Below are 18,753 nucleotides of genomic sequence, written 5' to 3' on the forward strand. Positions count from 1 at the left end.
TTACAATGAGCATTAATTTAGAAAACTATACCGCTATTAAAGAAGAGTTGCATGGCAAAGCCACTTTAGTTGCGGTAAGCAAAACAAAACCTGCCGAAGACATCCAGGCTTTGTACGATCTTGGCCAGCGTGATTTTGGCGAAAATTATGTACAGGAACTTGCAGAGAAAGAAGCTGTACTTCCTAAAGATATCCACTGGCATTTTATAGGCCACCTGCAAAGCAATAAAGTAAAATACATTGCCCCATTCGTGCATTTGATACATGGCGTGGATAGTTTTAATTTATTGAAAGAGATCAACAAGCAGGCTTTAAAAAATAACCGCATGATCGATTGCCTGCTGCAGGTGCATATTGCAAAAGAAGAAACAAAATTTGGCTTAGACGAAAAGGAATTAAATGAATTAGTTCAAATGCTTGCAAAATCCGAATTAAACAATATCCGTGTGACCGGTTTGATGGGTATGGCCTCCTTTTCTGATGACACAGAATTGGTAAGTAATGAATTCCGGCAATTAAAAAATATTTTCGAACAGCATGCTCAATATTCAACTTTTAATTTTCAACTTTCAACCTTAAGCATGGGTATGAGCGGCGACTATAAAATTGCATTGGAGGAAGGCAGCAATATGGTACGCATCGGCAGCTTATTATTCGGCGAAAGAAATTATCCTCAATAATGAGCCAGGAGATCATTATACTTTGTGCAGCAGCATTTGCAGCCGGTTTTATCGATTCTATTGTGGGTGGTGGTGGCTTGGTACAAACACCCGCCGTACTGGTTACATTACCACAGCATCCCCTGTCCACGCTTTTAGGCACCACAAAGATCCCTTCCATATTCGGCGCATCGATCGCTGCTGTGCAATACAGCAGAAGGGTGGCATTGCAATGGAAATTACTGGCGCTGATGTGCAGCATTGCATTGGTGGCGGCTTATGCAGGCTCCGCAACCGTATCTTCCATCAGCAACAGCTTTATGAAGCCGGTGATATTTACCGTATTGATCATCGTTGCTATTTACACGTATTCAAAAAAGAATTTTGGTTTGGCCACCACGGTCAATCATTCCAGGAAAAGGCAAAATATATACGCCATATCATTTGCATTGCTCATTGGATTTTATGACGGCTTTATTGGCCCCGGCGCCGGCAGCTTTATGGTATTGTTCTTTATCAGCACACTTGGTTTCGATTTTTTAAAAGCGAGTGCCCACTCTAAATTGCTCAACGTATCTACTAACCTCGGTTCTATACTTTATTTCAGCCAGCGGGGACATATCATTTACCATTATGCCATACCCATGGCTGTTATGAATTTTGCAGGATCGCTCGTGGGTTCCAGGCTGGCAATTTTAAAAGGCAATAAATTCATCCGCATCTTCTTTCTTATCGTGGTCTTGGGCACCATCATCCGTTTTGGATACGATATCTTTTTTAAGCACTATAAATAAAAAAGCAACGATTTAAAAGCATTGCTATCGATGATCGGAGTAATAGTTTTAATGGAACAATACCGTGGTGCCTTTTTCAAAATGCGTTTTACCATCCACATCCACCGCTTCCAGCATCCATATCACGGTTTGTGTTTCGGCAGGCTGGTTATTGATCTTTCCATCCCAGCCCGGCTGATCGCTGTTCATACTGAATAATAATTTTCCCCAGCGATCGTAGATCCTGAAATAATTTACTTTAGTAAAACCCAGCAACACAGGCCGCAATCGGTCATTTACGCCATTATCATCAGGTGTAAATCCAGTAGGCACATATATAGCGATCTTCTTGTGCGTCTTTACCAATTGCGTATCTATCGTGACACAACCCGTTGCAGTCCTGATCTCGATGGTATACAATTGCGGATTGAGTCCCGCAAAATAAGGCGTAAAGCTGGTAGTGCTACTTAAACTCGTGGCAGGTGTCCATATTACGCTGTTACCAATAGTCCTTGCATTTAATGCTTCCGGAAAATTATAAGCTGCATCTTTATCCGCATACCTGGTGCCCGGCAACTGGTGCTCAATAAATACCGAAGCCGTTTTTGTATTTAAACTTGCAGGACATTGCGCTGTACTTACCGTTAGTTTGATATCATAAGTTCCCGCAGCAGGATAACTGTATACAGGCGATCGTACATTATCAATATGACCATTGCCAAAATCCCAGGAATAATTTACAGTTGATGCGGTATTATTAATGGTGGTATTCAATAAAGGCAATGACAGGTTTTCGCAAACATTTTTTACTGTAAAATCAGCCACCGGCGTTGGGATGACCACCACATCCATCGTGGCACTATCCTTACATCCGCCCGATCCTGTTCCCAGCAATTTTACTTTGTAATTACCTGCTGTTGCATAATTGTGTGTCACATCTTTTGTGGTGACAGTAGTACCATCTCCTAAATTCCATAAGTAATCGATCGTTCCTGCATTGATCGTACTGTTGTTGCTGAATACAAACTGGTTGCCCTGGTAACATTGGCTGGCGAGGTTTACCGAGAAGCCCACTAGCGGTGCATCAAAAACATTGATCTGCCTGGTGGCAGTTGTTTTCGTACATCCGGCATTGTTAGATAATACAGCATAGTAGGCGCCGGTTTGTGTTACGTTCAGTATTGTTTGATTGGCGCCGGGGATCTGTACAAAATCTTTATACCATTGTATATTATCTGCAGGAGATACTTTTAAACTGGTGGTTTGCCCACTGCCGATACAAAGATCCTGCGGGCCGATCACCTGTATCGCGTCACTTAAAAGCTGGGCAGTAACATTTACCACATCGGTGGCAGTACAGCCGCCACCCGCACTCGACACCGTTAAAGTGTATTGCGTGTTTACCGTCGGTGATGCAACAGGGTTGGAAATATTGGGATCACTCAATCCTGTGGCAGGTGTCCATTTATATACAAGTTCCGGTCGCGGCGGTACGCCCAGCTGTACAGGAAAAACATCGCAGTTATCCGGTCCTGCATCGGCACTTACCGTTAATGTATCCAGCAACTCTGCCACCATCGTCGTCACACAGCCGTAACCGTTATAAGGAGTTAACTCCACCGAAACAGTGGTACCGGCCGGTGGTGGTGGTTTGATGGTCAATGTTTGTTGTGTTCCCAATACCTGGTTGCTGTTATCAAACCATTTATAGCCCTGGTAGCCGAATGGCGCCGTAACATTTACCGCGGTATCACCCGGGCAAAACGAAGCTCCTGTAAAGGCGCTGGAACATTGTGCATTGATATCGATGTAAGCATAGCCAAAATGTACACCCTGCGAACAATCGGTGGTTGTAAAAGATATCTGGATCGTTTTACCGGCGTTGCCATCTAAATTGATGGTTGCTGCCGACCAGTCCTTGCATCTTACCGGGGCATCGGCCGGGCTCAGTGGAGAATCGTAAAAGCCGGGCAAATTGGCACCTACCACAAAATCAAAAGACGAGCAGGGATCAACAATATTATCTGTCAGGTTCAGCACCTGTATCGTAAGCCTGGGCTGCTGTGCAGGGCTATGACCAAAATCCTGCAATACAATGGCGTAATAATAAATTAAACTGAATTTATTTTGTGTAGGTGGTATGGTAAAAGTGTAAGAGATCCTTTCAGCCATTCTCCCTGTAGCACTGTTACCGAGCCTTATCGAGTGCCCGCTACCGTTAGGGCAGTTCTGGGGAAAATTTCCCCAATAATCCAATCCATTGCCGGGAAATGTTGATGATAACATCGTGTGGCGGTCAGGAACAGGGCCCGATAGATTTAATGAAAGCGCACCACTGCCTAAAGCAACCGTACCTGTATAACATTGCCAGCCACTAAAATCGCCGTTTTCAAAATCAATATTGGGGGGACATTGTGCATTTGCCCGCTGTACGACAATGCAGGACAATACCAGGAGGGTTAAAAAAGATAATCTAAAGAACCTGTTGAAAATTTTATGAGATAATATGCAAGCAGCCTTTTTTATCATCAGTGGCCTTATAATTTGCGACAATATAAGTATTTACCTGAAAAGAACTGTCGTGCCCTTTTCTGTATGCGTTTTACCATCCAGGTCCACCGCTTCCAGCATCCATACCACCGTTTGCGTTTCTACAGGCTGGTTATTGACCTTTCCATCCCAACCGGGCTGGTCGCTGTTCATACTAAACAATAACCTCCCCCATCGGTCATAGATCCTGAAATAATTGACCTTTGCAAAACCCATTAACAATGGCCGCAAATAGTCGTTCACACCATTACCATCGGGCGTAAAAGCAGTAGGCACATACACGGCTATCTTTTTATGGGTCTTTACCATTTGCGTATCCACGGTGATACAACCAGACAGTGTTTTTATCTCTATCGTATATAACTGAGGGTTCACTCCGGTAAATACCGGTGAATAACTGTGGGCGTCACTTAAGCTGGTGGCAGGGCTCCACGTTACGCTATTGCCAAACTGCCTTGCGTGCAAAGGTTCCTGGAAGTTGAATACGGCATCAACGGTGGGATACGTGATACCCGGCGTTGGAACATCTATAAAAAAGGCCGTTTCCTTTGTATTGAATGGTAACGGACAGGAGTAATCGAAAAGTAATGCATAATATTTACCCGACTGATTTACGGTGTATAGTGGTTGCGTTGCACCGGTGATGGCCACTGAATCGCGGAACCATTGTACGCTGTCTGCCGCATTGATCCTTAAAAAAGGTAAAGTTCCAAAACCGATACAAAGCGTGGTACTGCCGGTAAGCGTTACATCATTGCCCACGATCTTTGTAAATACCTTCATGGTATCGGTGGCAGAGCAACCTCCCCCCTCACTTCTTACAGTGAGCACATATTGCGTGGCGATGGGTGGCGATGCAACAGGGTTGGAAATGTTCGGATCACTCAAATAGGTCACGGGGGCCCAACTATAGGTACGCCCGGGCAATGGGAGCGTTCCTATCTGTACCGACTGCGAGTTACAAATAGTGAAATCCGGTCCGGCATTGCCTTTTACTGAAAGTGTATCTGATATTTTAGTGGTCAGCGTATCTGTACAGCCAATACCATTCACCGGTTTTATTTCCAATGCCACCACACTGCCGGCTGCCGGCGGCGGGTTAAGGTGCAGTGTTTGTTCTGTACCCAATACCTGCGCAAAATTATTGCTGAACCAGGTATAATTCTTATACCCAACAGGGCCTTTTAAATTTACAGCAGTATCGCCGGGACAATAAGCGCTGGTTTCAAATGTGCCATCGCAAAGTGAGTTAATATCAAGATAGGCGTAACAAAAATGATCCACAAAAGTGCAGCCCGCAGTTCTGAAAAAAATTCGGAAGGTCTTGCCTGCATTACCATCCAGGTTAACGGAAAAGCCCGACCAGTTCCTGTAATAGACCTGTATATTATTGAGCCTGGTGGCAGAGAGTGTAAAGCCAGGTGTATTGCCTGATACTAAAGAGCCCGATGGACAGGTCATGGTAACATTGTCGGTAAGATTGGTGGTCTCCACTTCAAAACGTGGCTGCTGGGTAACAGAATGATCAGGGTCCTGCCAAACGATGGCATAGTTAACGAGCAGCCGGAATTTGTTTGCGGTGGCCGGAATAGTAAACTGGTAAGAAAGCCCCTGCGCCAGGTGACCGTTCAGTTCATTACCAAGCTGTACAGAATGGCCACTGCCATTAGGACAATTCTTGGGGAACAAACCATATTTATCCACCCCGTCGCCGGGATTGGCAGACATCATTATATGCATGGCTGGATCTGGTACAGATACCGGCAGCAATGTCATCACGTTGGTCATGTTCACTTCCTCCACGCTTCCAGACCAGCATTGCCATCCATTAAAATTACCGGCTTCAAAATCAATATTTGCAGGGCATTGGGCCAATAACCTGTTATTGAATAACAACAAAGCAAGCAAGAAAATATAACCGCCTGTTCTGTATAAAATATCTCTGCTGCTTTTCTTCATACCTTGTTCTTTGCTATCTGTGAACCTGCAAATATACAGCTCTTACTACCTGAACAATACGGTTGTTCCCTGTTTGTTATGCACTTTGCCATCTACATCCACCGCTTCTATCATCCATACCACGGTTTGTGTTTCGGCAGGTTTGTTATTGATCTTGCCATCCCATCCCGGTTGATCACTGTTCATGGTAAACAGCAATTGTCCCCAACGGTTGTAGATCCTGAAATAATTTACTTTACTAAAACCGATCAGCACAGGGCGTAAGCGGTCGTTATTACCATCGTCATTGGGCGTAAAGCCTGTTGGCACATAGATCTCGATCTTCTTGTGCGTTTTCACCATCTGCGTATCTACAGTAAGGCAACCGGTGGCAGTTTTTATTTCAATGGTATACAATTGCGGATCTATACCGGTAAATACAGGTGTATAGCTGAAGCGGTTGCTTAAACTTGTTGGAGGCGTCCAGGTTACGCTGGTTCCGAATTGCCGTGCCTGCAAAGGTTCAGGGAAGTTGAAAGCCGCATCCTTATCCGGGTAAGTGATACCACGTGCCGGAATATCAATGGTCACCATAATGGTCTTGGTATCGTAAGTGGCAGGGCACTGTACTGTGTTCACAGAAAGCTTAACAGGATAAGTGCCGCCTGAAGGATAACTGTATACAGGTGTTTTTACATTATCGGTATGTCCGTCGCCAAAGTCCCACAGGTAATTAATGGTGGAAGTGGTATTGTTATACGTACGGTTGATGACCGGCACCGGCAGGTTTTCGCAAACCGGCCTGATGGTGAAGTCAGCTAACGGTACCGGGTGTACGGTAAGTGTTTTTGATATACTGTCTTTACAACCAAAAGTAGTATAGGTGAGTAATTTAACGGTATACTGCCCGGCATTTGCATAAGCATAGTTTACGTCAGGAGTGGTTTGTATTGCGGTGCCATCGCCCATATCCCACGCATACTGCATATTGCCCGAATAGATGGTGCTGCCATTGGTGAGTACAAACTGCTGTACCGGCAAACATTGTGCAGCATTATTTACAGCAAATGCTGCTACAGGGCTCGACTCCACTGTTACATTAAACGTACTATCATCCTGGCAACCACCTTCTGCAGTGGCAGTAAGTTTTACAGTATAGGTTCCGGGAACCGGGTAGCTATAGGTAACATCTTTGGTGTTGAAGGTAACAGTATTGCCCATATCCCAACTGTATTGCAAAGTGCCGCCGGTAGTAGTACTGTTATTGGTAAATACAAAGCGGTTATCTTTAAAACATGCTGCATTGCTATTAACAGAGAAGGATGAATTGGCGCTTGGTTTTACAACCACCTCCAGCGTCCTGGAATCTGTACAGCCTCCCGGTGCTGTTACCAGCAGCTTGACGGTATAATTGCCCGGCGCCGTATAAACATGCGTCACATCTCTGGTAGTTTCGGTGGTATTATCACCCAGGTCCCATGAATATTGCAACGCCCCGGTAGTAAGCGTACTGCTATTGGTAAATACAAACTGGTTACCAGTCTGGCATTGAGAAACCGTATTCACAGCAAATCCTGCAACAGGCGTTTCGTAAATATTTATTTGCTTAACGATGGTGGATTTATCACAACCTGAATAACTGAAAAGCGTGGCGTAATAGGCGCCTGTTTGTGTAACTGTAATTTGCGGCTGGTGACCGAGTGCTCCCGGTATAGGGTTACCATCCTGGTACCATTGTATACTATCTGCATCCACAGGATTCAGGATGAGCGTGGCATGCTGTCCACTACCGATACAGTAACTGTCTACCCCATCCAGTGTTAACTGGTCACTCAGGTTTGCCACTTTTACATCAACAGCATCAGGCGTGGAGCATCCTCCGCCACTATTCGTTACCGTTAGTGTGTAAGTTGTAGACACTGCCGGGGTGGCAATGGGGTTGGAAATATTAGGATCACTCAGTCCCGTGACAGGCGTCCACTTATATACCCTGCCCGGCTCCGGCGGTACGCCCAGCTGCACGGAGTTACCATAACAAATATTCTTATCAGGTCCTGCAATAGAATGCACCGTGAGTGTATCGTATAAATAAGCTTTTAAAGTGGTCGGGCAACCATAACCGTTAAAAGGTGTCATATCCACGAATATAGAATCACCCGATAATGGCGGAGGGTTGAGTGTAATGGTTTGTGTTTGTCCCAGGTTGGGATTGGTAAGGCTGTACCATTGATAAGCCTGGTATCCGAATGGAGCTGTAACGGTTACAGATGTATCATCAGGACAGAAGGTAGCGCCGGAAAAAGCGCTGCTGCATTGAGAGTTCACATCCACATACGCATAGCCAAAATGCGTACCGGTAGCAAGGCCGCAACCTGTAGCCATAAATGTCAGCTCAATTGTTTTACCCGCATTTCCATCCAGGTTAATGGAGTTAGCTGCCCAGGGCTTCCATTTGAATGTGGCAGCGCCTTCTGGCTGAAAACCAGGCAATGGATTGGAATTGGAATAAGCGATATCAAATGAGCTACAGGTATTGGTAGTACCATCGGTGAGGTTCTTAACAGTTACCATTAAACGTGGTTGGTCAATTGCTGAGTGACCTCCACCATTATTGATAACAATTGCATAGTTATAGATCAGGTTGAATTTATTTTGACCCGGTGGTATTGTAAAAGTGTAAGAAACCCCGTCTGCAGTATGACCACCCGATTGTATACCTATCCTGATGGAGTAGTTACTGCCATTGGGGCAAAGTGTTGGAAAAGAACCATAAGGATCGAGCGCAGGTGTATAGGCTGCCGAAACAATATCATGCCTGCCCGGTGTGGGAGGGGTTTGGTTAACGGTTAAAACACCAGACACATAGCTGCCGCTCCAGCATTTCCAGCCGGTAAAATCACCCATCTCAAAATCAATATTTTGCGGACATTGTGCAGAGGCAGTTATGAACGCCAGGCACAAAAAACAGGAAATGATGAAAGGACGGAAAATAAGTTGCAGTCCCAAAAATAAGGTTGATTGGTACAAGTGCTTCATGCTTTAGTAGTGGTTGGTGGAAATCAGGCTTCAAGTTACGTTAAAAAAACTATAAATAAAAGCCCCGAAATCCACAATCCCTGCGCCTGCTGGGCTTCAAACGCTTATGATTACAATTATTTTATATATGCTGCCTGGCGCCTAAAAAACTATAATTTCGAATAAAATGCAGCCTGATGTTATCCACCAAACCGGTAAAATCGATTCTTAACAAGCATAAAAAGCGGGATAACTGGTTTTTAGACGATTACTCCGTTAATCCTTACGATGGTTGCAGCTGCAACTGCCTGTACTGCTATATCCGTGGCAGCAAATATGGGGAAAACATGAACGATCGGCTGGCAGTAAAAGAGAATGCCCTGGCCATACTGGAAAAGCAATTACACGCAAGGGCTAAAAAAGGCGATTACGGTATTGTTGCTGTTGGCAGCGCCACCGATGCCTATATGCCGCACGAGGCCAGCTATAAAATCACCGAAGCATTTTTGCGCTTATTATTAAAATACCGCTTCCCTGTTTTTATAAGCACCAAGTCTACGTTAATAACCCGGGATATGGATCTTTTGCAGCAAATTGATAAAACAGCGATACTACCTGCCGACCTGCAGGGCAGTTTGCAGCGGGGTGTGATATTGTCTGTTTCCATCAGCACCATGGATGAAAATATTTGCAACATGCTGGAACCCGGTGCCGCCCTTCCGGCAGAGCGCCTGAATATTTTAAAAGAATTGAAAGCCGCAGGTTTTTTGGCCGGTGTAAATGCCATTCCTGTTTTACCTTTCATAAGTGATACAGAAAAAGAACTGCAAAAGATAATAGCAGCCGCCAGGCAACATGATGCAGATTATGTTTTAACTGGTGGATTGACTTTATTTGGCAGTGACAAGGCTGACAGCAAAACTTTATACTATCAATTTTTGCAGCGGTATGATGCTGCATTGATAAAAAGATACGATGCATTGTACCAGGGTAATTTTTATCCGCCCTGGCAATACCAGCAGCAATTAAAAGCAAGGGCTGAAAAAATTGCTGCAACATTGAACATAAGAACAAGCATTTTATGAGCGCTGATCTCCAACACATACAAAAACTACTTTCAGAAAAAAGTATTCCCGAGGCATTGGCTGCCCATAAAAAATTTGTGCCCGGCAATATGAAAATATATGGTGTACGCACTCCTGTACTGGATGCAATAGCCAAACAATTTAAGGAAGGGGGATTTGCATTGATAAAAGAATTGTGGGATGCCGGTGCACTGGAAGAAAAATTAGTGGCTGTAAAAATTTTACAGAAGACCGCAAAAAACGATGCCGTACAGTCCCTGCAATTGATACAATATTTTGCATCCGGCATTGATAACTGGGCTGTATGCGATGCAGTAGGCATGCAGGCTTTGCAAACCATCCGTACAACAAAACAGCAGGAAATTTTTGCTTTGGCAAAAAAATACAATCGTTCCAAAAATCTTTGGGAAAGAAGATTGAGCCTGGTACTGGTGGAATGGTATACCAGGGATAAAACCCTGCACCCCGAAATAAAAAAACTGGTGCAGCCTTTGGAAAATGACGCCGAATACTATGTAAAAAAAGCAGTGGTGTGGATCAACAAGAATTTTGCCAAGGGAAAATAAATTTTACGCTTCTTCCTTGCCCATGGCGGCAGCTTTCATTTTGGCGGCTGTTTCGTGACCAAAATATTTTTCTATCCTTCCTTCTATAAAATAAATGACCGGCGTAAGAATGATCGCCATGCAGGATTTATAGATGTAATTCACCACGCATATGGCAAATACCAGTTGCCAGCTCCAGCCCTTCCCTATTTTAAAGGCGATGAAGAGCACAATAAAACTATCTACCAATTGCGATACCAATGTGGAGCCCGTTGCTCTTAACCACACTTTCTTTTCGCCAGTGGCTTTTTTGATCTTATGAAATACAGTAACATCCACTATCTGGCTTACCAGGAATGCGGTTAAACTTCCGAAAATGATCCACATGCCCTGTCCGAATATTCCGTTGAAGGCTTTTGACATATCGGGTATGCCATCCTGTGAGCCGGTACCATACCAGAAATCGGCAGCAGGCACGCCCATGGCAAGGTAGAACATTATAAAGGCATAGCCGATCAATGCTACTGCCGTATACGAAATACGGCGCACTGCCTTGGGCCCGTAATATTCATTTACAATATCCGTCATAATAAATTCCAGCGGCCAAAGCAATACCCCGCAGGTAAGGTTTACAGAAAGCCCTTTTTCGCCAAACAGGCTAAAGTTGGATGGCTGCAGGCCAAATAATTTTTCCAGCGAAAATATTTTTGTACCGATGCATTCTGCTATCAGAGCATTGGCTACAAAAAATGCCGAGAAGATCACGAAGAGTTTTGTCGGCCGGTCTTTTAGTATTTTATGTATCATTTGCTTTTATCGAAAATGAACCAATATATCTGTGCCAGTAAAAGAATAAAGTTAACTATTACCAGCCAAACCGGCAGCTGTTTTACTTTGCTTGTCCGTATCATCAGCATTACCAGCAGGCAAAACAGTGCGTTGAAGAGGAATGACAGCAGGCCCAGCACGGCAGCACTACCTTCTAAAAAAGGCAATGGGTTCATCTGGTCCGTTTTTCCTGACGCCGTAGTGGTAAGGTGTAGTTTGTTCATCAGCACCATCACCAAAAAGCAACAATTACAAATGAAAACAAATTTTGAGAATATCCGCATAAGTATTGCATTCTGTTTTTATCATCAGCCATTGCGCCCGGTAAGCATGGGCACAAATGAAAAATTTTCAAACGCTTCTTCACTGTAACTGCCATCTGCATTTTTTGTAAGGCGCAGCATGCGCTGGTGCGGCCCTTCATCAACCGGTATCACCATTTTGCCCCCTGTTTTTAACTGCTCAATTAATTTGGGCGGCACAAAAGGCGCTGCAGCTGTAATGATCACTTTATCAAAGGGCGCAAAGGTGGGCAGCCCTTCAAAACCATCACCGTAAAAGAATTTGATGTTATTGTACTTTGACTTAAGCACAAAGGTCTTTGTTTTTTCAAACAAATTTTTCTGCCTTTCGATCGTAAACACTTTCGCTCCTATTTCAGCCAGTACCGACGCCTGGTAAATACTGCCGGTGCCGATCTCCAACACTTTTTCGTTGGGCTTTACCTGCAGTAATTGTGTTTGATAAGCCACCGTATAAGGTTGCGAAATGGTTTGCCCGTCACTGATAGGGAAAGCCCTGTCCTCGTAAGCGATCTCGTCAAATGCGCTGTCTAAAAAATAATGCCGGGGGATATTATTAATGGCTTCCAGCACATTATTATCGGTAATGCCTTTTTCTTTCAGCACCCCGATCAGTTTTTTGCGGAGCCCCTTGTGGCGGTAACTGTCTTCGTATTTTCTCATAAACCCAATAAGGTAGGCTGCAAGATAAAAAAATGTCAGGAGTTAATCCTGACATTATAGTTTAAATTATTTGTACCGTTTATTTATAGTGCGGTGTATGTTCGTCAAAGAAAGTTTTTTCTGTACTGTTCCAGTTATCCAGCGCTTCCTTGCGTTGCTGGTTCAGCGCCTGGCTGGTTTGATTAAAAGCGTTGGATGCCTTGTTGATGTCATTCACCGCCTTGTTATAATTATCCACTTCTTCTTTGGTAGGACTGCTTTTTTTGTCGAATTCTTTTTTAATACCTGCAAAACGCTCTTTGGTAAGATAGAAATCGCTGATAGCACCCATTTTATCATTCACTTCTTTTACATAAAAACTAAGCATGGTTTTGCAGGCCGCGGCAATGCTGTTATCACCTTTAAAGGGTTTGATACTGTTGAGTTTTTCCAAACCTTCCTGTGCATATTTCAATAATGAACTTTTGTTCTGTTCAATACCGGTGATATTGCCTTTCTGGATAGCATCCATCAAATAAGCTTCCTGTTTGTAAGGTTTAAAAAAAATCAGGTATACCTGGTGATAGTATACATTCATCTCTCCCACCTGGTCCATCATATCATCCAGTTCGTTCTTATTGTCTACGAGGTTCACATTATTTTTTGCAGCAAATGTTTTCTGTGCCAGTTTCATTCTCTCATTGGCTTCTTCCAGTTTTTCATTCACTTTTTCCTGCGCCAGCAAGTAGGCTTCCATGGCATCATAGCTTTGCTCGGCTATCTCTTCCATATTCACGATCTTACTGTAATCTTCGTTCAGTACATTGTAATATAGTTTCATGAAGTTAACAGCGGTATCGCGGTAGCTCTTATCATTTTTAAAAGAAGGCATGGATGAGATATTCATTCTTGATTCTTCCACTTCGTTAATGAGCTTGCTGCGGAGCGCTTCCACCTTTTTTTCTTTTTTGCCGTGTGCAGAAGCACTGGTATAGCTTAAAAATTTCTTGGCAATATTTTCCTGTTGTTTGCTGATGTACCCCATATATTCTCCGGGGTTATCAAAATTTTGGGCAAGGCTTACAGAACATACTGTAAGTAAAAACATAAAGCTGGCGAATTGTTTCATACCGGGTAATTTTTAATTTATTTTAATGAAGATAGAAATATATTTAATATACCGTAAACTATTTTCCATATCATTCACAACCAACAACTTTCAACCTTCAACTTTCAACTTTAAACTTTCAACTACTTCCCGTTCCAGTCCATTAAGATGCGGTAAGCTTCTGCAAGGGTTTCATCCTGTTGCAGGTTCTTTAAATAAGTGCTGTTGATATCCTTGCTTCTTTGTGTTGACTGTACAATGCGCTGCCAGTCGAACCCATTATTAGTTATGCGAATGCCGTTATTAGTTGCATCATCGTCAAATAATTTATACATTTTCATTGCTTCACTGTACTGTGTTGCATAACCGCTCCATTGCAGGTTGATGGTCCGCTCCTTTTTATATTGCTGCATCCAGTTGATGAAACTGTTGATGCCTTTAAAGTAAGCGCTGGCATCAGTACGTTGTTTGCTTTTTGCAGCCAGTGTTGCAACAGGCAATGCCGGCAATGGCTGGTACATGCCCTGCCTGCTGTTATCGGGCTGCAATGCACTGGCATTGCTCCTTTCCTTGTATTCATCATCGGAATACACATCGGGTAATAATATATCCGGCACCACTCCCTTCCATTGCGTGGTGCTGCCATTTACGCGGTAAAATTTTTCCACGGTAACTTTTACATAATCTTCATAGGTTTTTGATGCATCCAGCCGCACGGTATCCATCGGTAATACCTGCTGCGCTGTGCCCTTACCGTAAGTAGTGCCGCCTACTATCAGCGCACGGTTATAATCCTGCAATACAGCGCTTACAAATTCGCTGGCACTGGCGCTGGCGCCGTTCACCAGTACTATCAACGGACCATCGTAGATCGTACCACGATTGGGATCTTTCAGGAAATGTACTTTACTGTCTTTTTCTTTTACAGATGCCACAGGGCCGATATCAATAAAAATGCCGGCCAGCTGTGTTGCTTCCCACATGCTGCCGCCACCATTGTAGCGCAGGTCGAGTATCAATCCGCCGATGGTATCTTTTTTAAGCTTTACAATCTCCTTACTCACATCATTGGCACATCCATCATATTTGATATCCTCTTCGTATTTCGCATTATCGTCCTCACGGCTGTAAAAACCGGGCAAATTGATATACCCAATATTCTGTTTGCCATGCAGTACATAACTTTTTACAATGCCTTCATCATCGGTTACTTTTTCTTTGTGCAGCACTGCAGTTTTGGTTTCGCCGGCGGATGTTCTTACTGTGATCTCCACATCGCTTTCGCTGTTACCATTCAGGTAGCGGTTCAATTCTCCTTCTGACATGTCTGTTACATTCTTTTCTTTTCCTTCGGCCTTTATGGAAATGATCACATCGCCCTTGTGCAATTGCCCGCTGCGCCAGGCACTGCCACCGGGTTGCAGGTAAGTGATCTTTTTATCTCCTTTCTCATCTTCATCCAGGTCCAGTCCCGCACTGTATTCCGTTCCGCTGAGTTCGGTATCGAATTCCTTTTTTTCTTTCAGGCTCATGTAATTGGTATGCGGATCGTAGCACCATGCAATACTGTTCAGGTATTCATCCTGCAGGTTGCTGATAAAAAGTTCCGGTGTAGAGAGAATATTACTGATATAGGACAATTCTTTTCTTTTGATCTTTTCCCTTGCTTCTGCTTCCAGCGCTGTGAAGGTTGCCGGCAATTTTGTGCTTAGCCCCGTAGAGTCGGATTGTTTTTCTGCCACCTGGTTCAGCACCCGCCATTTGATGTACTTCTGCCAACGTTGTGCCACTTCCTGTTCTGTCGCAGCATAAGTGGTAAATGGCCAGGTAATATTATCCGGTTTAGAAAAGTCAAGTGGCTTGGCAGTGATCGCTTTTATGATACTATCGGTCTTCTGTACACGCAGTTTATAAGCTGCCACGGAAACACTGAAAAAATCCTTCCCTACAACAAATGCTGTTTTATTCAGCAGTTCATCATCCAGTTTGTTCTTGTAGGTCTCCAGTACGCTGATCTCTTTTTGGGTAAAGAACATCTTTTCGTCGTCCAGTTCTTCCATCCATTTGTTGTAGAGCATGGCAGAAGATGTATCATTCCAGTCAACAGGTTTATAATGCTGCTGCTCTAAAAAACGGCGCAGGGTAATAGCTTTGGCATGCAGGTTTACCTGCGAAAAGGCCCATACCGGTAAAGAAAGTAGTAAAAGGGTAGAGATTTTTTTCATTAGCATCTTATTTAAAACAGGCGGGATAAACCCGCCTGCTGATCATAAAGATTATTTCAATTTCATTTCCGTTACAATTCTTGCGATCTTATCATCCAGCGCTTTTTGTGCTGCATCAAAATCAGCCGCATTTTTCAATTCGCCTTTTACACTGAAGTAAAATTTGATCTTAGGCTCCGTACCGCTGGGCCTTGCAGATATCTTGCTGCCGTCTGCCAGCACAAACTGCAATACATTGCTTTTGGGCAGGTCGATCTTCCAGCTTTTGCCGGTGCTTAAATTCTTGCCTACCTGCATATCATAATCCAGTAATTCTGTTACGGCCACACCATCTAAATTTGTGGGTGGATTATCACGGTAGCCTTTCATCATATCCGCAATTTCTGCAGCTCCGTTCATACCTTTTTTGGTAATGCTCACCAGGTCTTCTTTATACAAACCATATTGCAGGTACATGTCTATCATCTTATCAAACAAAGTGCGTCCTTTGTTCTTTTCATAAGCGGCCATTTCGCACAGTAATGCCACAGCACTGATGGCATCTTTATCCCTCACTTTATCACCGATCATCAAACCAAAACTTTCTTCACCACCGATCACATAATTTTCTTTGCCTTCTTTTTCCTTGATCATGGATGCGATCCATTTAAAACCGGTCAATACATTGTAGCAGGCTATATTATTGGCTTTGGCAATGGTGTCGATCATATCTGTAGTAACAATGGTCTTTATCACCATATCGTTGGGCTGCGCAATGCCTTTTACTTTTCTTGCTTCTATCATATAGTTAAAAGCAAGTACGGCCGTTTGGTTACCGTTCATTAAAACCCATTCGCCATGTTTGTTCTTGATACCAATGGCAACACGGTCACTGTCCGGGTCCGTACCCAGTAATATATCAGCATCCAGCTCTTTGGCCTTTTTTAAACCAATGCTCATCGCTTCTCTTTCTTCAGGATTAGGATATACCACCGTTGGAAAATTGCCATCCGGCGTGCTTTGTTCTTCCACAATATTCACGTTGGTAAAACCAAAGCGTTTCAATGTTTCCGGCACCAGTGTAATGCCTGTACCATGTATGGGTGTGTAAACAATTTTAAGATCATGCTGCGCTGCACAAACATCCGGGTACACCGATAATGTTTTCACCATATCCATGTAAGTATTGTCCATGTCCTTACCAATGATGGAGATATTGCTTTCTCCCCCACTCCATTTCACATCATCCACACCGGCAATTTTTTCCACTTCGGTAATTACATTCTTATCGTGTGGCGGCACCAGTTGTGCGCCATCATCCCAGTAAGCTTTATAGCCATTATATTCTTTAGGATTGTGCGATGCGGTACATACCACACCGGCCTTGCAACCCAGTGTGCGGATAGCAAAACTCAATTCAGGTGTAGGGCGCAATGCTTCAAATAAAAAAACCTTGATGCCGTTGGCAGCGAAAATATTCGCGGTGGTTTCGGCAAAAAAGCGGCTGTTATTGCGGCAATCGTGTGCAATAGCAACACTCACCTGTTCGGTAAAAGATTTTTTAAGGTAATTGGCAAAACCCTGGGTGGCCATACCCACTGTGTATTTATTCATGCGGTTGGTACCAATGCCCATAATGCCCCTTAAACCGCCCGTTCCAAATTCCAGGTTGCGGTAAAAAGCGTCTTCCAGTTCGGCAGGGTTATCATTTTGTAATTTCTTTATTTCGTCTTTAACGGATGGTTCATAATTTCCATTCAACCAATCGTTGATCCTTTTAAGGGTAGATGCTTCCATGTTGTATTTTTTATATAATCCAAAAGTAAATGTTTACCGCTTTATTAGGACAATTTTTGTAAATTTGTTTCACGAATTTTAAAGGGTCCGTATACCCAGCCGCTACGACTGCTTATGACAGATTTTTCCCGGCAGCTGCATCTCCCCGTAACAGTATTTCGTAAGTAATTAACAAGAGATAAGGTTATTTTTGTTTTATTATACCACATGGTCAATACAATCAACAGGAATTTACACACTATAAAAACAGTTTTGCTCACTGGCTGTTTATCGGTATATTTTATGCAGTCGCATGCACAGGATACTGCAGTCAATAAAAAGCTTTCGCCCGACAGCAATATGGTCTATTGCCCCGAGCCACCCAATGCAAAAGAAATGAAGGAACGCATTACCGATCCCTATCATTTTTCGCTTACTAAAAAACAGGTCAACAACCGGGTAAAAATAATTGCTGCCACCAATATTGTCGGTTACAGCGGCGCTATGGTTGCATTGTATTCCGCCTGGTACAAGAACTACCCGCAAACCAATTTTCATGCTTTTAATGATATTGGTGAATGGAAAGGCATTGATAAGATCGGGCATGCTTACAGCGCTTATGCCGAAAGCAAGGCCAGCATGGAATTGTGGCGCTGGACGGGTGTGGACCGCAAAAAAAGGATCTGGCTGGGTGGTATGAGCGGCGCTTTTTATCAAACAGTGATAGAAACGCTGGATGGCTTCAGCAGCGAATGGGGATGGAGCTGGGGCGATTTCTGCGCCAACATCGTGGGCAGCGGTATGCTGGTATCGCAGGAACTGGCCTGGAATGAACAACGCATACAATTCAAGTTCTCTTTTCACCGCAAATCTTACAGCGACCCCAGTTTGAACCAGCGGAGTGATAAGATATTCGGCAATAGTACGGCAGAACGTTTTTTAAAAGATTATAACGGGCAAACCTATTGGCTGAGTGCTAATCTCAAATCATTTTTTCCCGCCAGTAAATTACCTGCCTGGCTGATGGTAGCTGTAGGCACGGGTGCAGAAGGCATGTTTGGCGCCAATGATAATATTGGTAAAGATGCCAATGGCAATATCATTTTCAACCGTACCGATATCAAGCGTTACCGCCAATGGTACCTGGCGCCGGATATTGATCTCAGTAAAATAAAAACCAGCAAAAAAGGAATTAAAGTAGCGCTCAATATTCTGAACATAGTAAAGTTTCCCATGCCATCGCTGGAATATTCCAATGGCAGGTTCAAACTCAACGCGATCACATTTTAGATTGCCCGCTCCAAGGGAGTCCTTTGGACAGATTGCGC

Annotated in this window: 14 protein-coding genes; 5 read left to right on the forward strand and 9 right to left on the reverse strand. The window is 43.7% G+C overall.

What is annotated here, in order from left to right:
- Positions 1 to 5: 5 nt before the first annotated feature.
- The gene (locus QM738_RS24255) at positions 6 to 680 is read left to right on the forward strand and encodes a YggS family pyridoxal phosphate-dependent enzyme (RefSeq protein WP_462279359.1); all 675 of its coding nucleotides are present in this window, start codon (positions 6 to 8) and stop codon (positions 678 to 680) included.
- The gene (locus tag QM738_RS24260; protein ID WP_462279360.1) at positions 680 to 1,453 is read left to right on the forward strand and encodes a sulfite exporter TauE/SafE family protein; all 774 of its coding nucleotides are present in this window, start codon (positions 680 to 682) and stop codon (positions 1,451 to 1,453) included. The genes QM738_RS24255 and QM738_RS24260 overlap by 1 nt, the downstream gene beginning before the upstream one ends.
- 48 nt (positions 1,454 to 1,501) lie before the next feature.
- On the opposite strand, the gene QM738_RS24265 is transcribed toward QM738_RS24260, so the two are convergent.
- The 3 genes from QM738_RS24265 to QM738_RS24275 form a co-directional block, all read right to left on the reverse strand.
- A complete protein-coding gene (locus QM738_RS24265) occupies positions 1,502 to 3,880 on the reverse strand; it encodes a PKD domain-containing protein (RefSeq protein WP_462279361.1) in 2,379 nt (792 codons plus the stop codon).
- A gap of 114 nt (positions 3,881 to 3,994) precedes the next feature.
- On the reverse strand, positions 3,995 to 5,941 hold the full coding sequence (locus QM738_RS24270) for a T9SS type B sorting domain-containing protein (protein ID WP_462279362.1): 1,947 nt from the start codon (positions 5,939 to 5,941) through the stop codon (positions 3,995 to 3,997).
- Between the two features lie 45 nt (positions 5,942 to 5,986).
- Positions 5,987 to 8,956 (reverse strand): PKD domain-containing protein, encoded by a 2,970-nt coding sequence (locus tag QM738_RS24275; RefSeq protein ID WP_462279363.1) that lies wholly within the window; start codon positions 8,954 to 8,956, stop codon positions 5,987 to 5,989.
- Between the two features lie 176 nt (positions 8,957 to 9,132).
- Between QM738_RS24275 and QM738_RS24280 the strand changes: the two genes are divergently transcribed.
- Together QM738_RS24280 and QM738_RS24285 are read left to right on the forward strand one after the other, a co-directional pair.
- Complete coding sequence (locus QM738_RS24280; RefSeq protein WP_462279364.1) at positions 9,133 to 10,020, forward strand: radical SAM protein; 888 nt, start codon at positions 9,133 to 9,135, stop codon at positions 10,018 to 10,020.
- The gene (locus QM738_RS24285) at positions 10,017 to 10,586 is read left to right on the forward strand and encodes a DNA alkylation repair protein (RefSeq protein WP_462279365.1); all 570 of its coding nucleotides are present in this window, start codon (positions 10,017 to 10,019) and stop codon (positions 10,584 to 10,586) included. Before QM738_RS24280 ends, QM738_RS24285 begins: the two co-directional genes overlap by 4 nt.
- 3 nt (positions 10,587 to 10,589) lie before the next feature.
- Here QM738_RS24285 and QM738_RS24290 read toward each other — a convergent pair whose 3' ends face one another.
- The 6 genes from QM738_RS24290 to QM738_RS24315 form a co-directional block, all read right to left on the reverse strand.
- Entirely contained in the window at positions 10,590 to 11,372 is a 783-nt protein-coding gene (locus QM738_RS24290; protein WP_462279366.1) for a queuosine precursor transporter, read from the reverse strand.
- A complete protein-coding gene (locus QM738_RS24295) occupies positions 11,369 to 11,617 on the reverse strand; it encodes a hypothetical protein (protein ID WP_462279367.1) in 249 nt (82 codons plus the stop codon). The genes QM738_RS24290 and QM738_RS24295 overlap by 4 nt, the downstream gene beginning before the upstream one ends.
- 84 nt (positions 11,618 to 11,701) lie before the next feature.
- Entirely contained in the window at positions 11,702 to 12,358 is a 657-nt protein-coding gene (locus QM738_RS24300) for a protein-L-isoaspartate(D-aspartate) O-methyltransferase (protein WP_462279368.1), read from the reverse strand.
- A gap of 79 nt (positions 12,359 to 12,437) precedes the next feature.
- On the reverse strand, positions 12,438 to 13,466 hold the full coding sequence (locus tag QM738_RS24305) for an LIC11966 family surface protein (protein ID WP_462279369.1): 1,029 nt from the start codon (positions 13,464 to 13,466) through the stop codon (positions 12,438 to 12,440).
- Between the two features lie 122 nt (positions 13,467 to 13,588).
- Positions 13,589 to 15,670 carry a carboxy terminal-processing peptidase gene (locus QM738_RS24310; RefSeq protein ID WP_462279370.1) on the reverse strand — a complete coding sequence of 694 codons (2,082 nt, stop codon included), beginning with the start codon at positions 15,668 to 15,670 and terminating at the stop codon, positions 13,589 to 13,591.
- Between the two features lie 51 nt (positions 15,671 to 15,721).
- Positions 15,722 to 17,446 carry a phospho-sugar mutase gene (locus tag QM738_RS24315; RefSeq protein WP_462279371.1) on the reverse strand — a complete coding sequence of 575 codons (1,725 nt, stop codon included), beginning with the start codon at positions 17,444 to 17,446 and terminating at the stop codon, positions 15,722 to 15,724.
- Between the two features lie 207 nt (positions 17,447 to 17,653).
- Between QM738_RS24315 and QM738_RS24320 the strand changes: the two genes are divergently transcribed.
- Positions 17,654 to 18,715: a DUF2279 domain-containing protein gene (locus QM738_RS24320; RefSeq protein WP_462279372.1), complete on the forward strand. Its 1,062-nt coding sequence runs from the start codon at positions 17,654 to 17,656 to the stop codon at positions 18,713 to 18,715.
- The last annotated feature ends 38 nt before the right edge of the window (positions 18,716 to 18,753 follow it).

It is taken from the genome of Ferruginibacter sp. (genome assembly GCF_049840995.1).
Classification (GTDB): domain Bacteria; phylum Bacteroidota; class Bacteroidia; order Chitinophagales; family Chitinophagaceae; genus Ferruginibacter.